The 19,958-nt window shown below is 61.4% G+C and carries 24 protein-coding genes; 15 read left to right on the top strand and 9 right to left on the bottom strand.

Annotated elements, in window-relative coordinates; all coding sequences use genetic code 11:
- Nucleotides 1–16: 16 nt before the first annotated feature.
- From thrS to CBB63_RS06940, 5 genes are all read left to right on the top strand, one after another.
- Nucleotides 17–1,966, top strand: coding sequence for a threonine--tRNA ligase (gene thrS / locus CBB63_RS06960; protein ID WP_286698622.1), 1,950 nt, complete (start codon nucleotides 17–19; stop codon nucleotides 1,964–1,966).
- 220 nt (nucleotides 1,967–2,186) lie between these two features.
- Nucleotides 2,187–2,489: a BufA1 family periplasmic bufferin-type metallophore gene (locus CBB63_RS06955; RefSeq protein ID WP_286698621.1), complete on the top strand. Its 303-nt coding sequence runs from the start codon at nucleotides 2,187–2,189 to the stop codon at nucleotides 2,487–2,489.
- A gap of 91 nt (nucleotides 2,490–2,580) precedes the next feature.
- Nucleotides 2,581–3,429 carry an MNIO family bufferin maturase gene (gene bufB, locus CBB63_RS06950; RefSeq protein ID WP_286698620.1) on the top strand — a complete coding sequence of 283 codons (849 nt, stop codon included), beginning with the start codon at nucleotides 2,581–2,583 and terminating at the stop codon, nucleotides 3,427–3,429.
- Complete coding sequence (locus CBB63_RS06945; protein ID WP_286698619.1) at nucleotides 3,426–4,175, top strand: HvfC/BufC N-terminal domain-containing protein; 750 nt, start codon at nucleotides 3,426–3,428, stop codon at nucleotides 4,173–4,175. The genes bufB and CBB63_RS06945 overlap by 4 nt, the downstream gene beginning before the upstream one ends.
- A gap of 1 nt (nucleotide 4,176) precedes the next feature.
- Nucleotides 4,177–4,707: a DoxX family protein gene (locus CBB63_RS06940; protein WP_037963055.1), complete on the top strand. Its 531-nt coding sequence runs from the start codon at nucleotides 4,177–4,179 to the stop codon at nucleotides 4,705–4,707.
- 3 nt (nucleotides 4,708–4,710) lie between these two features.
- On the opposite strand, the gene CBB63_RS06935 is transcribed toward CBB63_RS06940, so the two are convergent.
- Nucleotides 4,711–5,031, bottom strand: coding sequence for an arsenate reductase family protein (locus tag CBB63_RS06935; protein WP_286698618.1), 321 nt, complete (start codon nucleotides 5,029–5,031; stop codon nucleotides 4,711–4,713).
- Nucleotides 5,032–5,186: 155 nt separating this feature from the next.
- On the opposite strand from CBB63_RS06935, the gene CBB63_RS06930 reads away from it, so the two are divergent.
- Nucleotides 5,187–5,393 (top strand): cold-shock protein, encoded by a 207-nt coding sequence (locus CBB63_RS06930; RefSeq protein ID WP_005852411.1) that lies wholly within the window; start codon nucleotides 5,187–5,189, stop codon nucleotides 5,391–5,393.
- Nucleotides 5,394–5,463: 70 nt separating this feature from the next.
- Here the strand turns inward: CBB63_RS06930 and CBB63_RS06925 are convergent, their stop codons facing one another.
- From CBB63_RS06925 to thyX, 3 genes are all read right to left on the bottom strand, one after another.
- A complete protein-coding gene (locus CBB63_RS06925) occupies nucleotides 5,464–5,757 on the bottom strand; it encodes a hypothetical protein (protein ID WP_235183766.1) in 294 nt (97 codons plus the stop codon).
- 420 nt (nucleotides 5,758–6,177) lie between these two features.
- Nucleotides 6,178–7,170 carry a DUF2806 domain-containing protein gene (locus CBB63_RS06920; protein ID WP_286698617.1) on the bottom strand — a complete coding sequence of 331 codons (993 nt, stop codon included), beginning with the start codon at nucleotides 7,168–7,170 and terminating at the stop codon, nucleotides 6,178–6,180.
- Entirely contained in the window at nucleotides 7,163–8,086 is a 924-nt protein-coding gene (gene thyX, locus CBB63_RS06915; protein WP_286698616.1) for an FAD-dependent thymidylate synthase, read from the bottom strand. The genes CBB63_RS06920 and thyX overlap by 8 nt, the downstream gene beginning before the upstream one ends.
- A gap of 201 nt (nucleotides 8,087–8,287) precedes the next feature.
- On the opposite strand from thyX, the gene CBB63_RS06910 reads away from it, so the two are divergent.
- From CBB63_RS06910 to CBB63_RS06890, 5 genes are all read left to right on the top strand, one after another.
- The gene (locus CBB63_RS06910; protein WP_009826546.1) at nucleotides 8,288–9,253 is read left to right on the top strand and encodes a hypothetical protein; all 966 of its coding nucleotides are present in this window, start codon (nucleotides 8,288–8,290) and stop codon (nucleotides 9,251–9,253) included.
- Nucleotides 9,254–9,379: 126 nt separating this feature from the next.
- A complete protein-coding gene (locus CBB63_RS06905) occupies nucleotides 9,380–10,651 on the top strand; it encodes a tetratricopeptide repeat protein (RefSeq protein ID WP_286698615.1) in 1,272 nt (423 codons plus the stop codon).
- Between the two features lie 68 nt (nucleotides 10,652–10,719).
- Nucleotides 10,720–11,154 (top strand): VOC family protein, encoded by a 435-nt coding sequence (locus CBB63_RS06900; protein WP_005852400.1) that lies wholly within the window; start codon nucleotides 10,720–10,722, stop codon nucleotides 11,152–11,154.
- Nucleotides 11,155–11,158: 4 nt separating this feature from the next.
- Complete coding sequence (locus CBB63_RS06895; RefSeq protein ID WP_286698614.1) at nucleotides 11,159–11,869, top strand: DUF1194 domain-containing protein; 711 nt, start codon at nucleotides 11,159–11,161, stop codon at nucleotides 11,867–11,869.
- Nucleotides 11,866–12,585 carry a DUF1194 domain-containing protein gene (locus tag CBB63_RS06890; RefSeq protein WP_286698613.1) on the top strand — a complete coding sequence of 240 codons (720 nt, stop codon included), beginning with the start codon at nucleotides 11,866–11,868 and terminating at the stop codon, nucleotides 12,583–12,585. The genes CBB63_RS06895 and CBB63_RS06890 overlap by 4 nt, the downstream gene beginning before the upstream one ends.
- On the opposite strand, the gene CBB63_RS06885 is transcribed toward CBB63_RS06890, so the two are convergent.
- The 3 genes from CBB63_RS06885 to CBB63_RS06875 all read right to left on the bottom strand — a co-directional run bounded on the left by CBB63_RS06885 (nucleotide 12,579) and on the right by CBB63_RS06875 (nucleotide 13,849).
- Nucleotides 12,579–13,079: a MarR family winged helix-turn-helix transcriptional regulator gene (locus CBB63_RS06885; RefSeq protein WP_286698612.1), complete on the bottom strand. Its 501-nt coding sequence runs from the start codon at nucleotides 13,077–13,079 to the stop codon at nucleotides 12,579–12,581. The two genes, CBB63_RS06890 and CBB63_RS06885, sit on opposite strands and share 7 nt — an antisense overlap.
- 112 nt (nucleotides 13,080–13,191) lie before the next feature.
- Entirely contained in the window at nucleotides 13,192–13,458 is a 267-nt protein-coding gene (locus CBB63_RS06880) for a succinate dehydrogenase assembly factor 2 (RefSeq protein ID WP_286698611.1), read from the bottom strand.
- The gene (locus CBB63_RS06875; RefSeq protein WP_286698610.1) at nucleotides 13,451–13,849 is read right to left on the bottom strand and encodes a helix-turn-helix domain-containing protein; all 399 of its coding nucleotides are present in this window, start codon (nucleotides 13,847–13,849) and stop codon (nucleotides 13,451–13,453) included. Before CBB63_RS06875 ends, CBB63_RS06880 begins: the two co-directional genes overlap by 8 nt.
- Nucleotides 13,850–13,938: 89 nt before the next feature.
- On the opposite strand from CBB63_RS06875, the gene CBB63_RS06870 reads away from it, so the two are divergent.
- Nucleotides 13,939–15,141: a pyridoxal phosphate-dependent aminotransferase gene (locus tag CBB63_RS06870; RefSeq protein ID WP_286698609.1), complete on the top strand. Its 1,203-nt coding sequence runs from the start codon at nucleotides 13,939–13,941 to the stop codon at nucleotides 15,139–15,141.
- A gap of 23 nt (nucleotides 15,142–15,164) precedes the next feature.
- A complete protein-coding gene (locus CBB63_RS06865) occupies nucleotides 15,165–15,560 on the top strand; it encodes a hypothetical protein (protein ID WP_286698608.1) in 396 nt (131 codons plus the stop codon).
- 24 nt (nucleotides 15,561–15,584) lie between these two features.
- On the opposite strand, the gene CBB63_RS06860 is transcribed toward CBB63_RS06865, so the two are convergent.
- Complete coding sequence (locus tag CBB63_RS06860) at nucleotides 15,585–16,958, bottom strand: MATE family efflux transporter (RefSeq protein ID WP_005852382.1); 1,374 nt, start codon at nucleotides 16,956–16,958, stop codon at nucleotides 15,585–15,587.
- Here CBB63_RS06860 and CBB63_RS06855 point away from each other — a divergent pair.
- A complete protein-coding gene (locus CBB63_RS06855) occupies nucleotides 16,846–18,249 on the top strand; it encodes an alpha/beta hydrolase family protein (protein WP_502695871.1) in 1,404 nt (467 codons plus the stop codon). The genes CBB63_RS06860 and CBB63_RS06855 overlap by 113 nt on opposite strands.
- Nucleotides 18,246–19,118, top strand: coding sequence for an alpha/beta fold hydrolase (locus CBB63_RS06850; protein WP_286698606.1), 873 nt, complete (start codon nucleotides 18,246–18,248; stop codon nucleotides 19,116–19,118). Before CBB63_RS06855 ends, CBB63_RS06850 begins: the two co-directional genes overlap by 4 nt.
- A 28-nt stretch (nucleotides 19,119–19,146) precedes the next feature.
- On the opposite strand, the gene CBB63_RS06845 is transcribed toward CBB63_RS06850, so the two are convergent.
- On the bottom strand, nucleotides 19,147–19,764 hold the full coding sequence (locus CBB63_RS06845; protein WP_502695878.1) for a dimethylsulfonioproprionate lyase family protein: 618 nt from the start codon (nucleotides 19,762–19,764) through the stop codon (nucleotides 19,147–19,149).
- Nucleotides 19,765–19,958 lie beyond the last annotated feature (194 nt).

Here is a 19,958-nt window from a genome sequence, read left to right as displayed (position 1 = left end):
CGACGAGGAGGCCCAGATGGCCCAGATCACCCTCACCCTTCCCGATGGCAACGCACGTCAGTACGACGCAGGTATCACTGCGGGCGACGTGGCGAACGACATCTCCAAATCGCTTGGCAAGAAAGCGATCAGCGCCACCGTGGACGGTGCCCATTACGATCTGGCATGGCCGATCAACGCGGACGCCAGCATCGCGATCCACACNATGGCCGACGAAGCGCANGCGAACGAGCTGGTGCGCCACGACCTCGCCCACATCATGGCCCGCGCCGTGCAAGAGCTTTGGCCNGACACAAAAGTCACCATCGGCCCCGTCATCAAGGACGGCTGGTACTATGACTTCGACCGCAAGGAATCCTTCACNCCCGAAGACCTTGGCCTGATCGAAAAGAAGATGAAGGAAATCATCAACAAGCGTGACCCCGTCCGGACCGAGGTCTGGGACCGCGAGCGCGCGATCAAGCANTACGAGGACAACGGCGAACCCTANAAGGTCGAGCTGATCAACAGCATCCCCGGCGACGAACCGCTGCGCATGTATTGGCACGGCGACTGGCAAGACCTNTGCCGTGGGCCGCACCTGCAACACACCGGACAGGTGCCGGGCGACGCGTTCAAACTGATGTCCATCGCGGGGGCCTANTGGCGCGGCGACAGCGACCGCGCGATGCTGCAACGCATCTACGGCGTGGCCTTCACCGGCAAGGAAAAGNTGAAAGCCCACCTGAACATGCTGGAAGAGGCCGCCAAACGCGACCACCGCAAGCTGGGCCGCGAGATGGACCTTTATCACATGCAGGAAGAGGCCCCCGGTCAGGTCTTCTGGCACGCCAACGGCTGGCTGATCTACACCCAGCTGCAAGACTACATGCGCCGCAAGCAACGCGCCGGCGGCTATGTCGAGGTGAACACACCGCAGGTCGTGGACCGTAAACTCTGGGAAGCCTCCGGCCACTGGGAGAAATACCAAGACCACATGTTCATCGTCGAAGTGGACGAGGAACACGCCCGCGAGAAATCGGTCAACGCGCTGAAACCGATGAACTGCCCCTGCCACGTGCAGATCTTTAACCANGGTCTGAAATCCTACCGCGACCTGCCCCTGCGCATGGCCGAATTCGGNTCGTGCAACCGCTATGAACCCTCGGGCGCGCTNCACGGGATCATGCGCGTGCGCGGCTTNACACAGGANGACGGCCANATNTTCTGCGCCGAAGACCAGATCGAAGCCGAAACCGCCAAGTTCATCGAATTCCTGTCGGGCATCTACAANGACCTCGGCTTTGAAAACTTCAGCGTCAAATTCTCGGACCGCCCCGAAAAACGCTCCGGCTCGGACGAGGTCTGGGACAAGGCCGAGGCGGCGTTGCTNTCGGCCACCCGCAAGGCAGGCATCGAACCCACGCTCAACCCCGGCGAAGGCGCGTTCTACGGCCCGAAACTGGAATTCGTGCTGACCGACGCCATCGGCCGNGACTGGCAATGCGGCACCCATCAGGTGGACTTCGTGCTGCCCGAACGGCTGGACGCGACCTATNTCGGNTCGGANGGNGCGAAACACCGCCCCGTCATGCTGCACCGCGCCACCTTGGGGTCNTTCGAACGCTTTATCGGCATCCTGATCGAAGAACACGCGGGCAAGCTGCCCTTCTGGCTCGCCCCGCGTCAGGTCGTCGTCGCCTCCATCACCTCCGAGGCGGATGANTACGTGCACGAGGTCGTNGCCACNCTCAAGGCGCAAGGNGTCCGCGCCGAGGCCGANATCCGCAACGAAAAGATCAACTACAAGGTCCGTGAACATTCGGTCGGNAAAGTGCCGGTGATCCTTGCNGTCGGNGCGCGCGAAGTCGAAGAGAAAACCGTGTCCGTCCGCCGTCTGGGGGAAAAGCAGACCTCGGTTCAGGCGCTGTCGGANGTGGCGAACGCCTTGGGCATCGAAGCCACACCGCCCGATTTGCGCGGCTGAAAGCTGTAACAAACCTCTCGGGGCGCAACGATCTTGCGCCCCGAACCTTTCACTATGTTTCAAAATTGCGCCTCCCAACGCTGGAATCTCGCGAATTGTTACAAGAAAACCGGCGATTTCCTGACGCCTCTGTGACACACTCCGATGTGAGTAGCTTTGTCGCACCCCNCGCGGCTTAATGTCCTTATCGACAAGCAACCAACCTCAGGAGGAAACACCAATGTCCAACACAATGAAAACACTCGCCGTTGCAGGCGCAGTTGCCGCTGCCCTGTCCGCACATTCGACCGCAGCAAACGCCGCGTCGAAAGAAAAATGCTACGGCGTGGCGCTTGCCGGTCAGAATGACTGCGCCGCAGGCCCGGGCACCACATGCGCTGGCACATCCGTCACCGACTACCAGGGCAACGCCTGGAAACTGGTTGACGCAGGCACCTGCGCNGANATGGAACTGCCCGCAATGGCCGACGGGTCCGAGCGTATGGGCTCCCTCGAAGCGCTGGACCGNGACCTGCCAGCNTAAGCCCTTAGCGGCTTAAACCCTTCGCCTGNGCGGCACGCCCCNTGCCGCCGCGCAGGCCCCTTTACNCGACCCCTCGNATAGGGAGCCTCTTATGCCAGACGGTGCCACCCGTTTCGACACATTGCCCGCAAGCCCGGGCGTCGGCTATAAACCCCANCATTTCAAAGACCTGCAAGACGATCCTGGTCCAGTTGAATGGATCGAAATCCATGCAGAGAATTACATGGGCGATGGCGGCCGNCCGCTGGCNCAGCTGCGCGCCCTGTCCGAAAAATTCGCCCTCTCCGTTCATGGNGTCGGNCTNAGCATCGGTGGCGAAATGCCANTGGACCGCGACCACCTCGCCCGTTTGAAAAAGCTNTGTGACNGGGCAAACCCTGCCAGTTTCTCTGAACATCTTGCATGGTCCACCCATGACAGCGAGTTTCTGAACGACCTGCTGCCCCTCCCCTATACCGAAGCCACCCTGTCCCGCGTGGCCGATCACATCAGTCAGGTGCAAGACACGATCGGGCGTCAGATGCTGCTGGAAAACCCCTCCAGCTACCTCGCCTTCGATGAATCGACCTTGTCTGAAACTGACTTTTTGGCCGAGTTAACCCACCGAACCTCCTGCGGTTTATTGCTGGATGTCAACAATGTTTTCATTTCAGCTCAAAACCTCGCCCTCTCCCCGCGCGACTATATCGACGCCTATCCCGTAGACGCCGTGGGCGAGCTTCACGTCGGCGGTCACGAGGAAGACAGCGTCGGTTTCAACCAGCCGCTGCTGATCGACAGCCACAGCCGCCCCGTGGTCGACCCCGTCTGGGATTTGCTGGCCTATACGCTGGACCGTACTGGCCCCAAGCCCGTGCTGGTGGAATGGGACAATGACGTGCCCGATTGGCCAACCCTGCGCGCCGAGGCAGAGCGTGCGGCGGATGTGCTGGCCCGATGACCACGCTGCACCGGTTTCGTACGCCCCTGCTGGACCCGACGCAGGACCGCCCCGAAGGGCTCCGCGGTGCCGCTGGCGCGCCCGCTGACACGCGCTATGACGTTTACCGCAACAACGTCACCCATTCGCTGATCGGCGCGCTGCACAGCGCCTTTCCCTTGGTGGTCAAGATTCTAGGCACGCAGAACTTCGACCAGATCGCCCCCGCCTTTGTGCGTGCGCATCCGCCGAGCTCTCCGTTAATGATGCACTATGGCGCTGATTTTCCGCAGTTTCTTGCCGCGCAACCGCCTTTGTCAAAGATGGGTTACCTGCCCGATTGCGCTCGTCTCGACCTCGCACTCCGTCGGTCCTATCACGCCGCCGACAGCGCGCCCTTCGACCTTGCCGCTTTCCAGCAGATTGCGCCCGACGCGATGATGCAGGCGCAGCTGCCCCCCGCCCCCGCGACGGTGCTGCTCCGCTCCGACTGGCCGCTGTATGACATCTGGCGGTTCAACATGCAGGCGGATGCGCCCAAGCCGCAGATGCAGGCGCAGGACGTGTTGATCACCCGTCCCGACTTCGACCCCGCCCCGCATCTGTTGCCCCCTGGCGGCGGCGCTTGGTTCGCTGCCTTGGCTGCGGGTGCCACGCTTGATCAGGCCCATGACACCGCGCTGGCCACGTACCCCGATTTTGACCTTGGCGCGGCTTTGGGCCTGTGCTTTGCAACCGGCGCGTTTTGCGCAAAGAACGGCGGATAAGATGCTGAAGACTCTCACCCTTTACGATCGCGCGACCGGCTGGATCACCGCGCAAGACTGGCTGCTGCCCACATTGGCGCGGTTCCTGTTCGCCGCGGTGCTGACGCAGTATTTCTTTACCTCTGGCGTGACCAAGCTTGACGGTCTGTTCACGCTGAGCACCGGTGCCTATGTCCAGATCTTCCCCCGCGCGTTCGAGGCGGCGGGCTATGACGCGACCGCGCTGTCGGCGTGGCACGGGCTGGTGGCCTATGCGGGGACGCTGGCGGAGTTCGTGCTGCCCGCGTTGATCGTGCTGGGGCTGTTCACACGGTTTGCGGCCTTGGGGATGATCGGCTTTGTGGTGCTGCAATCGCTCACCGATCTATACGGCCACGGGCAATGGAGCGCGCTTGGTCAGTGGTTTGACCGTCTGCCGGACGGCACCATTCTGGACCAACGCGGGCTTTGGGTGCTGCTGCTGGTGGTGCTGGTGGTCAAGGGCGGCGGGCCGGTTGCGCTGGATCGCGTCTTGCTGGCGCGCCGCCGCTGAGGGTTACTGCGCGGCTTTGACCTTTTCCTCTGTCGCGTCGTTCCAGCCGAGGAACAGATCCTCCCCCACCGCGATCAGGGGGCGTTTCATCAAGGCGGGATGGGCCGCGAGCAATTCCAGTGGATCGGCACCGCGTGCCGCCTCGTCCAGACCGCGCCATGTGGTCGAACGGGTGTTGACCAGTGCTGCGCCGAGTTGCGCGTGGGCGCGGGCCAGCACGTCGGCGGGGACACCGTCTTTGCGCACATCGACGAGCTGCGCGTCGGGCAGCGCCTTGATCGCCTTGCGGCAGGTATCGCAGTTTTTCAAACCGTAGATCAGCATTCTCACCTCACTTTTTTGGGGTTTCATATGTCCTAAGATAATCGGGCAGCGCGAAATTTCTTGATTTCCGGCGCGGGTGAACAACCTTTTATCGCGTAAGGCGGCGAAAGCAATTTTTCGACGCCGTGACAGCGATTAATGAGGAGCGTTGAGAAATGCCAACGGGTACAGTCAAATGGTTTAACACCACCAAAGGATACGGGTTCATCGCGCCGGAGGGCGGCGGATCGGATGTGTTTGTCCATATCTCTGCGGTGGAACGGTCGGGGCTGACCGGACTGGCGGACGAGCAGAAAGTGTCCTTCGAGATGTCCGAGGGCCGTGATGGCCGTCAGATGGCGACGGATCTGGAACTGCTGTAAAAAAGCCCGATGCCCAAGGGACACCGGGTTTTCTGGTCGTCATGCGGGCATGGGCACGCGGGGCTGCGGCTTAGCGGCAGCCCTTTTCCCCCGGCACGCAGGAATAGGTGACGGGACGCGGCGTATAGTGCCGCACCTTGTGCTTTTTCGGCGCGGGGTGCGCCATCATCTGCTGGTAGCTGGTGCTGGTGTTCGGCGTGCCGCAGCAGATGACACCGGAAATGGTGATCGGCTGGAGCCCTGCGGGGCAATAGTTGGCCGAGGATGGGTAGGCATAGATCTTGGGCTCTGCCGAGACCTGCGCGGGCAGCAGAACCGCGCCCATCAGACCCAATCCGGCCATCATTCCTGTTGTTAGACGCATAATATCCCTCGTTATTTTCAATTTCCCTTAATTTGCCCCGCGTCAGCGGCCAAGTCTAGCCTTTTTGCCCCCTAGGGGTGTGTTGCTGCTACGCGCAACGGCAGAGGCACGGGCTGCGGAACGGGGCTCGGGTTACCCATGGGTAACTTAACCTATTGTTATTGTTGGTTTATTTTTGGTTATAGTGGCGTGCGGTGGCGTGCGTTCGCTGGTGTGAGGCATGGTCCGGCAAAGCCGGATTGAACAGTCCAGTGGACTGTTCAAAGGGCCGAACGCGGAATGCGCGGGTATTTTGCTAGGTGTGAGAGATGTGACTTAGATTGGGCGTGGGTTCTGAGCATTTGAGCGTATTGCTTGGGATAAGCTTGACCTCTTTCAGCATAAACCAAAGGACTCAACCTTAACCCATCGTTTTTCGCTTCAAACTACTTTGACCAAATCACAATTGGCTACGTTCAAGACGCATTTCAATGCTGAAACCAGCCCATGGTCAGCCGCCATACCACACACTTGAACTAATTCGTGACCTTCTAGCGTGAACCCACTTCCGGAGCCCAAAAGGTAGTGCTTTTCGTATCGTTTGTTCGGGAGCGGCAAACCGGAGATGCAAAAGCGCGTGCACCCGATGCTTAGCTGCACTTCACTATCATAGTTCGTCCAATATTCCGAAGCCCAGCCGTTCGCGGATTGCATTACTCCCGCCGCGTCAAGCGCGTTTCTATCGTACTGAGGCAATAGTCTATACGCTTCATTCTCAAACGTCTTCTTGGCCTCCGTTGGGATGCTAAACGTACCCTGATACTGACCAATGCTGGTAAATGTGCCACCAACTTTCGATGAGTACTCACCTTCGGTTACATGAAATGAAACCACAAAGGGAGCAATGCCCTGAATCATCGTAGCTTCTTCATAGGTCAAAGTTGACAAAAGCTGGACTGTTCGAGGCGAAATTTCCCTAGGAAGTTTAGCTTTTCGCGCAAGAACCTTTGCCCAGAGAACCTGCATTTCTTTATGAGAGACATTCTCCGCATTCTTCCAGAACATAGCCAACCAATCGGTGCTAATTTTTCCGCCGCCCTCATATATCAGAGGATCAGACCTCAAGTCATCAATCGCTATTCTAGATATTTGTTCGCGGTTTTGCTGGGCAAGTAGCTGATCGAAGCCAACAGTGAGCTGCGCTCGATCTGCAAGCGTCAACTCCCCGGAAAATCTGTTGCTCAAACTATCAGAAGCTTCTTTTTGCAACTGCAAGATTGTTCGCGTTTCCCTTTTTAAGAACCATGGGTTTACTAGCCGGCCAGCACCATGACAAACGGCATCGGCAAGCCGCTTTGCTGCAGCAGATTCTGCGATTTTACCGACACCAAAAATATCGGATACCGTGACTAAGCTAGCGTTACTTTCACCCATCAACCACCGCCATAAACTCCCGCCATTCCCCCTTGCTCATGCCAGAGGTCTCCTGCGTGACCTCCTCACCCTTCACCATCCGGCGGATACACTCAAGAGCTGTATTGGACATGGTTGCGCCACCTAGACGGTAATCCTCGAAGGCGCGGTAGGCGGCGGGGACCCAGTCGGCGACGACGTTGCAGATGGCATCGGCATAGACGCGGATCTCGTATTGGGCGTGGGCATCGGCGCGCAAACGCAGGAAGTGGAACAGGTTGTGCAGGTCCACCTTCCAGTACCATTGCGTGTAGATGTTCGACGGCAGGTTCATCCGTGCCAGCTCTCGTGCCAGACCGTCCTGCGGTTCCCCGTCGGGGCCGGTTTCGGCGATCATCGCCTCGTAATTGTCATAGGCGCGGTTGCTGTCGGACTTGAGGATTTCGAGCACACGGGCGGCCTCTGCCCCTTCAAGAACACCGCCGCGGCCCTGATTGTTCACCACGCTTTGGGCGTTCACATGGGACGGCTCGGGGATGTAGAATTCGCGGTCCAGGATCGAATAGCGGGCGGAGTATTCGTTGACGTTGGCGGTGCGGTGGCGGATCCACTGGCGCGCGACAAAGACGGGCAGTTTGACGTGGAGCTTGATCTCGCACATCTCGAAGGGGGTGGAGTGCCAGTGGCGCATCAGGTAGCGGATCAGCCCTTCGTCGTTCTGCACCGATTTCGTGCCGCGCCCATAGCTGACGCGGGCCGCCTGACAGATCGCCGCATCGTCGCCCATATAGTCGATGACGCGCACAAAGCCGTGGTCGAGCACGGGAATGGCCTTGTAGAGATGGGCCTCCATCCCTTCGGAGACGGCGCGCAGGGTCTGTTTCGGCTCTGCCCGCAGAGCGTCGATTTCGGCTTGTTGGTCGGGGCTGATCGGCATGGGGGGCGTCCTGTCATATGGGCGTGGATTCGGGGTCTACTATATCTGCGGCAGCAGGCCACCGGAACCGCCATATGCGGTATTGTTTTTGGGTAGCACTTTGGCGGCAAATGCACGTGGGGCAAGGTGGAGCGTTGACAGCAGGGCGCACGATTGGCGACTGTCGCAGCAATCAACAAGAAATTTTCGAGGCAGACAGTTATGAAATTCGGGACATCAGCGCTGGCGCTGTGCGTATTTTTGGCAGCATGTGGCAGTGGCACGCCGTTTAACGGCGAGACGGGGGCAGATACGGGCACGGGCACCGGCGGGAGCACAGGTGCCAGTGCCATTCCCGCAGAACTGGCGAAGGACCTCAAGAGCTTTAGCTATGATCCGGCGTCCCAGACGCTGTCGATCACGGGTATCACCGCAGATGATAGCGAGTTCACCGCCAATTATCGCCGCCGCCCCGGCTTGGACCGCAACGGATATGAAGCCTACACCGCGCAGGACGGGTCGCTGGACCGCCACGTCACCGCGTATGTGAAGGGCATCGATGGCACCCGCGCCGCTGTGGTGATGACGGGCGGGCAATTCGAGCAGGTCTTTTCGGGTGCCGGATATTCCAACACCTCGTATTCAGCGCCGGTCGCACCGGGCACGCAGTCCGAGGGCGGGCTGGTGACCTATGCGGGGAATTACATCGGGTTGCTGAACGGCGCCGGGTCCGGGGAAGATCTGGCACCGGTTGCAGACGGGACTAACCCCGACACCCTGTCGCGTCAGGCCGCCGAAGTGACGGGCAAAGTGGTTCTGACCGGCGACTTTACCGACGCGGCGGTTACAGGGATCATCTATGAACGCAAGGTGACCGACTTTGATACAGGCGGCACCTACGATCCCAACTCCGCCACCCCTTTCGAGGCGCAGAACATCGCGCTGGACAGCACTGGCATCGCGGACGACGGCTCTTTCTTCGGGACCGCGTCACAGTCTAACGGCGCGGTCGGCGAATACGGCGGTATTTTCGGGGGCACGGGTGCCACGGAAGTTGCTGGTGTGATCCACGCCGAGAACCACATTGCGCTGGGCGGATCGGGCACACCGATCGAGTATGGCGCGTTTGTCCTGACCCAATGCGGCCAACCTGGTGAAGACGCGATCTGCAATCAGCCCCAGCGATAGAGCGGCTGTCTCGTGTCTTTCGCCAATTGCGCCATCGGCTGTGCAGTGGCCGGGCTCTGCCTGCTGAACAGTGGCTCTGTCGCGGCAGAGCAGTCGGTCGCGTTGTCCCTGCCAGAGGCCCGATCATTGGCGGTCCATGCGCTGAATGGTGAACGCCCTGCTCTGGCGTCGCAGATCGCGCAAGGGTTGCTGGTCGCGGACCCGCATTCGGCGTATGCGCATTATGTTCTGGCCACAGCGCATGCAGATATGGGTCACGGAACGGATGGGCGAAAGTCTGCGGCCCGCGCCTACCGCTATGCGGACACCAGGGTACAGAAGTTTCAGGCCGCGGAACTGGCAGCACGGCTGACCTTTGCAGAAGGGCACCCGACCCTCACTCAACTTTGGCTTAGACGTGCCGTTCAAAACGCCCCGACCCCTGAGATAGAAGAGCAGCTTGCGCGTGACTATGCCCGTGTGCGGCGTGAAAATCCGTTTCGCTTTTCCATTACAGGCGGGGTGAAGCCCTCTAGCAATGTCAACAATGGTGCTGACACCGCACAGCAGGTGATCGACGGCTTGCCGTTTACCGGGCGGCTCAGCGGATCGGCGCAGGCCCTATCGGGTATCGTCGGTACCGTCGACGCGGTCGTCGGGTACCGTTTGCGGAGCACTCAAAAGACGCGGACGGATCTTTCGGGTCGCCTGTTTGTACAACGTGTGGCGCTTGATAGCGGGTCGCATGATTTGGCACCTGAAGCACGTAACAGTGATTTCGGAGCAACCTATGCAGATGTTTCACTTCGGCAGTCCTTCGCGGTCGGCGCGGCGGGCGGAAGCGCCGATGTAACCGGATCGCTTGGCGAATACTGGTCGGGAGGCGATCGCAGCTATTCATTCATGCGTGTTGGCGTCGGTCGCCGCTGGCAGCTGTCTGCTTCGACTTCGGTCTCCATGGGCGCGACGCTAGAAAAACGGTTTAGTGACCGAACTAGTTACTTTGACAGTAACACCGTGTCCCTGATTGTAGGATCCCAACACAAGCTCGCTTGGGGTGATGGTATCGGCGTTTCCGTCAATCTACGCGAGACCGACAGCGACTTCGTTAACTATGCCTCGCAAGCCGCGTCCCTACGGTTAAGCTATAGCTTCGCCGATCAAATCGGTCCGGCGGTTGTGAACGCAGGCTTAACCTTGGGAAAAACCGACTACGACACCTATTTTGCGGTTTTCGATGTCCCCGGTGGCAAGCAAGACTACGCAACCTATGCTGACGTTAACATCATGTTACCTGATGTGGACTATGCGGGGTTTGCGCCCAGTGTGACTTTACGCGCCGGACGGACGCGATCCAATGTCAGCCGGTTCGAAACGAGCGAGTTTTCCGTCTCGTTGGGATTTCAGTCAAAATTCTGACATCCGCTGGCAACCGCCGCCAGCCGTGCTACCCTGCAGGTCGAAGACGAAAGCAAAGGAGCCAACCCATGCCGATCAAATATTTGCACACGATGGTGCGCGTCAAGGATCTGGAGAAATCGCAAGCCTTCTACGAGCTGCTGGGCCTGAAAGAGCGCCGCCGGATCGACAATGAGGATGGGCGGTTTTCGCTGATTTTCATGTGCCCTCCCGGGCAGGACGACGGCCATGCGGATGTGGAGCTGACCTATAACTGGGACGGCGATGATGCGCTGCCCGATGACAGCCGTCATTTCGGGCACCTCGCCTATACCGTTGAAAACATTTATGAAACCTGCAAGATGCTGCAAGAGAACGGGATCACGATCAACCGTCCTCCGCGCGACGGGTATATGGCGTTCATCCGGTCGCCCGACAATGTGTCGGTCGAATTGCTGCAAGAAGGGGACCGGCTGGAGCCGCAGGAACCCTGGGCCAGCATGGAAAACACCGGCCATTGGTAAGCCGATGATCCGGGCGGCCTTCCTTGCCACAGCGCTGGGCGTCGCACCCGCGGCCCTTGCGGCGGCGGAGTGTCGGCTGGCGCTGCTGCTGGCGATGGATGTGTCCAGTTCGGTTGATGCGGTCGAGGACCGCTTGCAGCGTGGCGGCACCGCCGCCGCGTTGCTGTCAGACCCGGTGCGGCGGGCGTTTTTCGCCAGTGATCTTCCGGTGGCGCTGGCCGTCTATGAATGGTCGGGGCGCTATAACCAACAGATGGTGCTCGATTGGCAGATGATAGACTCGCCCGACGATCTGACGCGCGCGGCGGGCGTGGTGGCGGGCAGCCAGCGCAGTCATAATGATTTCCCCACGGCCATGGGCTATGCGCTGGGGTTTGGTGCGGCGGTCATGGCGCGGGCACCGCGTTGTTTATACAAGACAATTGATCTGGCGGGGGACGGTCAGAACAACGAAGGCTTTGGCCCGCCGCTGGCCTATCGGTCGTTTGATTTCGACGATGTGACGGTCAACGGGTTGGTGGTGAATGCCGCCGATTTCGAGGCCGAGACNGGGCTGATCGCCTTTTACAAACGCGANGTCTTGCACGGCCCCGGCGCGTTTCTGGTGATCGCCAACGGGTTCGAGGATTTTGAACGCGCCATGCGNATCAAGCTGGAACGCGAGCTGACNCCCCCTGCGATTGGCAGCCTGCCCGTGGTCGAGGACGCGGGATGATCCGCGCGGGGGTCGCGGCCCTTGTCGGCGCAACGCTTTGGGCGTCGGCTGGCGTGGCGGAGTGTCGGCAGGCCTTGGCCTTGGGGCTGGATGTGTCGGGGTCCGTCGATGCGCGGGAGTACCGCTTGCAATTGGACGGGGTTGCCGGGGCCNTGGACGATCCGGCNGTGCGNGCGGCGATCCTGTCGGCACCNGANGCNCCNGTGTCCCTGTTGGTCTATGAATGGAGCGGCCCGACAGACCAGCGCGTTATTGCCCCGTGGCGGTCGATCNGTNATGCCGCCGCCCTGCAAGAGCTGATCGACGGGCTGCGACAGGTAGAGCGCGCGGCGGCGTCGCCCGGCACCGCGCTTGGCGTGGCGGTGGCGGCGGGGGCGGCCTATCTGGCGCAGCGGCCCGCATGTTTGAAGCACACGCTTGATATCTCGGGCGACGGGATATCCAACCTTGGGCCCCGCCCCCGTGACGTGAAACGACAGNTGGCGGGNCGNGATCTGACGGTNAACGCGCTGGTGGTCGAAGCGGCGGAGGAGGACAGCACGCTGACGGGGTATTTCATGGCGGAGGTGATCACCGGCCCCGGTGCCTTTGCCCTGCCCGTCGCGGGGTTTGATGCCTATCAATCTGCCATGACCACCAAGCTGCTGCGCGAGCTGGCGGTGCTGTCGCTGGCGCAACTGGCTGACGAAGCCCCGCCCGCCCTGCGCGGTCAGTAGATATAGCGGATCTGGTCCGTCCAGTAGCGTTCCATCCGTTTGAGCGCGCGGGTGATGTCATCCATGCCCGATGCGCCCAGCGCGCCCTTGTGCATCAGCCCGCTGGCGTGGCGACCAAACAGGTCTGACACGACNCCGCTGATGTGACGCCCCTTGCCGGTCAGCCGCACNCGCACCGAGCGGCGGTCGATCTGGCAGCGCTGGTGGTGCATATAGCCCATATCCACCAGTTTTTTCAGGTTATAGCTGACGTTGCTGCCCTGATAGTAGCCGCGGCTTTTCAACTCTCCGGCNGTGACTTCATTNTCGCCGATGTTGAACAGCAGCAGCGCCTGCACGGCGTTGATGTCCAGCACGCCGACGCGTTCGAATTCATCCTTGATCACGTCCAGCAGCAGGCGGTGCAGCCGTTCNACCAGCCCGAGCGCATCGAGGTAGCTTTGCATGAATCCCGCCTCTGACGGGGGGATGGGGATGGGGTTTTGGATACTCATATTCAACTCCGACATTGCGATTGGGGCGGAAGCTGAAGATAAAAATAAAATATATCGTTAAACCGGACGGATGTCGGCGCGCGGGGGCCGACATCCGCAGGGGAAACCGCGCCTAAAGCGGGTTTGCAGCCAGATGAGTCTGGATGTCCGCGATCAGCGCGGTAAAGGGTTCGGGCGCAGGTGTTTGCCCCGTAACCCATTGATAAAGNTCGTGATCATTCTCGCTTAGCATGTCGTCATATAGTGACAATGCCGCGTCATCCATCGTCGCGAGACGGGTCGAGGCATAAGAAGGTAAAATGAGATCCATTTCCTTAATACCTCGCCGCATGGAGCGCATATGCAGACGTTTGACCTTGTGTTCGTGCAGCTCAGCCATGGGTGTTCCCTTTGAAAATCCGGCGTAGTTTCTTTTCGAGACGGCCCATTTGTTCGGCCCGTTTCAACAGATCGGCGCGCATGTCGCGCAGTTCGATCAATGCTTCTTTGATATTGGCGTCGGTGGCGGCNGTGTCATCGGGGGCGTCGATGCCTTCGCCCTCGCCGTTGATCAGCCACATCATCGACACGCCCANGACCCCGGCGAGCGTGGACAGGCGGTTGGCGCGGGGTTCGGACAGGTCGTCTTCCCAGCCGCGCAGGGTGGATTGCTTGATCCCCAACCGCTTGGCGAGCGCGGCTTGNGTCATATCCGCGTTCTCGCGCGCGGCGGCGACCCGGTCGCCAAAGGTTGCCACGTCGGATGCGTACCAGTCTTCGTTCTCGGCCATTGCGTCTCTCCTGTTTGGACCGATCTGGCTTGATCGGTGCGGGGGTCAGCCCTATGAGTATCACGAACACATAACAAACTGAGGCCGAAATGGAACTGCTGTCCAAGACCCTTGCGCGCGTAAAACCGTCGCCCACCATCGCCGTGACCCAAAAAGCCGCCGAGCTGAAGGCCGCAGGCAAGGATGTGATCGGGCTGGGTGCCGGAGAGCCGGATTTCGACACGCCGCAGAANATCAAGGACGCCGGTATCGCCGCGATCACCGCGGGCAAGACCAAATACACNGCCGTNGANGGNATCCCCGAGCTGAAGCAGGCGATTTGCGCCAAGTTCAAGCGCGACAANGGGCTGGACTATACGCCGTCNCAGGTCAGCGTNGGCACNGGNGGCAAGCAGATCCTGTACAACGCGCTGATGGCCACGATGAACCCCGGTGAAGAGGTCGTGATCCCCGCGCCCTATTGGGTCAGCTACCCCGATATGGTGCTGCTGGCCGGTGGCACGCCGGTGATTGCCCCCGCGACGCTGGAGAATGACTTCAAGCTGACGCCAGAGGCCTTGGAAGAGGCGATCACGCCTAACACGAAATGGTTCATCTTCAACTCGCCCTCGAACCCCACGGGCGCGGGCTATAGCTGGGATGAGCTGAAAGCGCTCACCGATGTGTTGATGCGTCACCCCCATGTCTGGGTGATGACCGATGATATGTATGAACATCTGGCCTATGATGATTTCAAATTCTGCACCCCCGCGCAGGTGGAGCCCGCGCTGTATGACCGGACATTGACGGTCAACGGTGTGTCCAAAGCCTATGCCATGACCGGCTGGCGCATCGGCTATGCGGCGGGGCCGGAAAAGCTGATCGGCGCGATGCGCAAGGTACAATCGCAATCCACGTCGAACCCCTGCACCGTCAGCCAGTGGGCGGCGGTGGAGGCGTTGAACGGCACGCAGGATTACATCGCCGAGAACAACAAGATGTTCACCCGCCGTCGCAATCTGGTAGTGGATATGCTGAGCGAGATCGACGGCATCGTCTGCCCCAAGCCAGAGGGCGCGTTCTATGTCTATCCGTCCATCGCAGGGCTGATCGGCAAGACCACCCCGTCGGGCGTCACTATCACCGATGACGAGGTTTTCGCCACGGCGCTGCTGGAAGACACCGGNGTTGCCGTCGTCTTTGGCGCGGCCTTTGGCCTGAGCCCGAACTTCCGCATCAGCTATGCCACCTCGGACGAGGCGCTGAAAGAAGCCTGCACCCGTTTGCAGCAGTTCTGCGCCGCGCTGAGCTAAGCCAGACCGTAAAGGAGCCCCCCATGGCGAGCGACCTGCCAGAGTATTACTTTCGCGTGCGCGAGAATGGCGCGGCGGTGTTTCGCGTGGATGCAGAGAACCGCCAGCGGCGGATCGAGATGGACCAGATCGCCGTTGTGAACATCCGCAACGGCGAGATTAAACCCCAAGGCGATCGCGTGCTGTCGGACGGCGATCTGGCGCGTATCCGCCAGTGGATGACCGAGCGCGCACAGGTGCTGGCGCANCGCGANATCGACGATATCCACCGNGCGGTGGATTATCTGAACCTGACAACGCANTGGGTGCAGTCAAAGGCCACGGACGACCAGCTTGATGCTGTCACGGACGCGCTGCTGTTGGCGATGCATGATCTGCGCAGCACCTTGGTACGCAAGAAGGCCGACCGGCTGCCCTAGGCGGCTGCCGGTCAGCGGGTGGTGTTACGCGGCTGCGGGGTCTGTTGGCCCCAGACGTTTCAGCACGCTGCCCCAGAAGCGCGCGTTCAGCAGGATCGCCGCCACGCCAAGACCAAAGACCAGCCCAAGCCAGACGCCGACCCCTTCAAGATCGAAGACAAAGCCCAGCAGATACGACGCGGGCATGCCCACGATCCAATAGCTGAAGCCCGCAAGGAGCATCGGCACTGTGGTGTCCTGCACTCCGCGTAGAATGCCCAAGGCCACGGCCTGCGCGCCATCGACAAGCTGGAACAGTGACGCCATTGCCAGCAGCCCCACCCCGATGACAAGGATCTGGTCACGCGCGGGTTCGTCACGTTGCATGAACAGGTTGATCAGCGGTTCGGGCCACATCACGAAGACAAAGATCGTCAACACTGCGACCAGCGCCGACATCACCGTCGCGGTGATCGCGCCACGCGCCAGATGCGCCGGATCGCGGCGGCCATAGGCATTGCCTGCGCGGATCGTNGCCACGTTGCTGATACCAAGGTGCACCATAAAGGTGATCGACGCCAGTTGCAGCGCGATGCCGTGGGCGGCCAGCGCTACGGTGCCCAGCCAGCCCATCATGACGGCGCTGGCGGCAAAGAGCCCAACCTCGCTGAGCCCCGTGAACCCAATGGGCAGGCCAAGGCGGAAAACACGGGCCAACATCTCCCAATCGGGGCGCCAGAGGCGGACAAACATCTGGTGTTGCGGCATTTTCCACAGCACATAGATCACCACCGCGACCAGCGACACGCTGTGCGACGTGACAGAGGCGATGGCCGCACCGCGCACGCCAAGCTCTGGCGCGCCCCAGTTGCCGAAGATGAACGCATAGTTGGCCAGCACGTTCGCGACGCCCGCCAGCAGCGTGATCCACAGCACGACCTGTGTGCGTTCCAGCGCGGCGAGGTAGCTTTTNAGCACCATGACCATCAGCGCGGGGAAGATGCCCCAAGCGGCAATAAACAGATAGCCGTCNACCATATCGGCCAGNGCCTGATCCTGCCCCATCAACGCCATGATCGGCCGCGACCAGATCATCAGCGGCAGCGCCAGCACGGCAAAGCCCATCGACAGCCACATGCCCATGCGGGTGGCGCGGCGCAGGCCGACCTCGTCGCCCTCGGCGTCAAAGGCCGCGACCAATGGCATCACGCCCCATGCAAAGCCCGACCCGAAGATCAGCAGCACGAAGAAATAGGTGCTGGCGAGGGTGACAGCGGCCAGCGCCTCTACGCTGTACCAGCCCGCCATGACCGTATCGGAGACCCCGATCGCGATCTGCCCCAGATGCCCGCCTACAAGCGGAAGCCCCATCACGGTGATGGCTCGGGCGTGGCCCGGATATGTCATTTGCTGTGTCATGCGCCTTTCCTACGCCGCCCCGCCCGCAAGGGAAAGAGCCGATGACCTAGGGGAAGGCAGCGCGGCCGTCTGCGTGGTCGGGCGGGCTTGCACCCCGCGGCTGGCCGCGCCACAGTCGCGACACCGAAGTTGGGAGGACACCGCCTTGCACAACCGCATCGATCTGCTGCGCCCCGACGCGCCAGCGCTGGCGCAGCGCGGCCCCCATCCCGTCGGCGTGACCACCCTGACCGCCCCTGTTTCCGACACGCGCCAGTTGACGCTAGAGGTCTGGTATCCGGCGGCGAAAGGCACGGGTGCGGGGACGTCCTATGCCACCTTGCTGCGCGACGGGGTGACGCCGACTGTCCTGCACGGGTCGGCCTGCCGCGAGGCTTTTGTCGCCACGGGTTTTTCCGCGCCGTTGATCGTGATCTCGCACGGGTATCCCGGCAACCGCTTTTTGCTGAGCCATCTGGCGGAATCCCTTGCGCGCCAAGGCTTTGTCGTGGCGGCACCGGATCACGCGGGCAGTACCTACGAGGATCAGCAGGCCTTCGGGGTGACGTTGCTGAACCGTCCGCTGGACCAGCGCGCGGTGATTGACGCGATGGAGGCGCTGACGGGACCGTTGGGCGATCTGGTGGATTGTCGCCGCGTCGGGATGATCGGCTATTCCATGGGCGGNTACGGGGCGATGATCTTTGGCGGNGCNGGTCTGGCCGAGNCGGCGTTGCAGCATCCNCGCGCGCCCGAGGGCGNCAGCCTTGCGCGGCATCTTGCGGGGTCNAAGACCCACGCCGCCCTGCGCGACCCGCGGCTGTGCGCGATCATGCCCATCGGCCCTTGGGGCAACGGGCAGGCGATGTGGGATGCCGGTGGGCTGGCGCAGATGGACACGCCGCTGTTCATGATGGCCGGCACCGTNGATGATGTATCAGACTATGCCGCGATGCGCNGCCTCTTCACCGGCTGCGCCAGCGACCGCTATTTGNTNAGCTTTATCAACGCGGGCCATAATGCCGCCGCNCCGATCCCTGCCCCGCTGGAAAGCTGGGCGCATTCGGATCTGCTGGGGTGGGCACCGTTCCAGCACTATGCCGATCCGGTCTGGGACACGCTGCGCATGAACAACATCGCGCAACATTATGCGGCNGCCTTNATGGGGATGCATCTGCGCGGTGACGACACCGCAGGGATGCTGGACGGGGCTGACTGGCCCGGTTTCGCCCCGGGCTCCGCCGCAGGGCTGCGGCTGGAGCATTTGCCCGCCGGCCCCGCCCCGGACAAACCGAAAAGGAAGACGANATGACCGCCCATTGGACCGAAACCCGCCAGATCAACGGCAATCCTTTCTTTATCCGCCACTGGGGCGATGAGGNCGCGCCCAAGCTGCTGATGCTGCANGGCTTTCCCGANTATTCGGGCGCGTGGAACGATCTGGCCCCGCTGCTGGCCAAGCGGTTCCANTGCATTGCCCCCGACCAGCGCGGCTATGGGCAAAGCTGGCGACCCGCCGAGGNAGAGCAGTATAAGACATCGAAGCTGGTGTCGGATATGGCGGCGNTGATCGGGGACGACCCCGTGATCCTGCTGGGCCATGACTGGGGGGCCTCTGTCGCCTATGCGNTGACCATCGGGCGGCCTGATCTGGTATCGAAGCTGATCATNATGAACGGCGTCCACCCCGCCCCCTTCCAGCGCGAGCTNGCCAAGGGCGGNGCGCAGACNGATGCGTCGCAATACATCCATTTCCTNCGCCGTGAGGGGTCAGAGGATATTCTGGCCGCNGATGATTTCGACANGCTGATGGGGCTGTTCTCGGCGCATATGGATATGAGCTGGCTAGAGGGCGAGACGTTGGCGGGCTACAAGGACGCCTGGCGCGACGCGGCGGGGCTGCGCGGGATGGTGAACTGGTATCGCGCCTCTCCGCTGAAACTGGGGGCCGAGGGCGAGGCGATTGACGACGCGCTNAGCTTTGATCCGGCGCGGTTGCAGGTGCGCTGCCCGCANCTGCTGGTCTGGGGCACCGATGATACCGCGCTGCTGCCCGAGACGACCCGCGGGCTTGAGGACTACGCCCCCGACCTGACCCGCGTCACCATCGAGGGCGCGGATCACTGGCTGCACCACCAAAAACCGCAAGAGGTGGCGGAGGCCATTCTGAACTGGCTTTAGGCCGCGCCTGCCCCGTCCCGCGCNTTATTTACGGGCGCGGGCGGGCGCGGGTAAAGACCATTTTCTGCTGGTGCAGATCGGCAGGATCGCCCATCCACGCATAGGCCAGAAGCGCCGGTTCGCGGTCGCCCACNGTGATNCGGTGCAGATGTTCGGGCGGGTTAAAGATCATCGAACCGGGCACATAGACGCCCTGATGGTTCTCGGACACCGCGCCTGACAGACAGACGTAGCTTTCGGTGATCCCCTTATGGGCATGGGCCGGATAGGTGCAGCCCGGCGCGAAGAGCACCACGCCCAGAATGATATCATGGCTGACNACCGGNCCCTGCGCCCCTGCCAGTTCGGCATAGGCNTAGCTGTTGGTCAGCCCCTTGGGGACTTTCTCGTAGCCNTATTGCCAGCTGAGNTCATGGGCCACGGCATCCAGCGCCCGGACCGCGGGGGCCAAGGCCCCCTGCTTGCCCTCGTCCAGCGCGCGGCGCANATGGGCGGTNACAGGCTTTTCCGCACGCGGCTGCAACCGCAGTTCGGCATTGCCCCGCAGCAGCCTTGCGATGGCCTCGCGCGCCTTGCGTTGATGGCTTTTGATCCGGTCGCTGCCGCCCGCGGGCAGGTAGCGATAAAGCTCGTCACATTCCTGCATCATATAGCGCCAGTTGGGCACATCGCGCAGGGTGGTGGGGGTAACGGTGTCAAACGTCATAGCAAGCCTTCCAACGGTTTCTTGCAGCGATGATAGCAAAGGCACAGCCACAGGAAACACCGCATTGCGACGTCATCCGCCCTTCCCCCGACCATAGCGCTCTGGCATAGTGGGAGGCTCAACAAAAGCAACAG

Origin of the sequence: Sulfitobacter sp. TMED3 (assembly GCF_002167505.1) — a bacterium.
GTDB lineage: Bacteria > Pseudomonadota > Alphaproteobacteria > Rhodobacterales > Rhodobacteraceae > Sulfitobacter > Sulfitobacter pontiacus.
The sequence above is the reverse complement of the archived record's forward strand: the minus strand, read 5'-3'. Positions and strand labels throughout refer to the sequence as shown.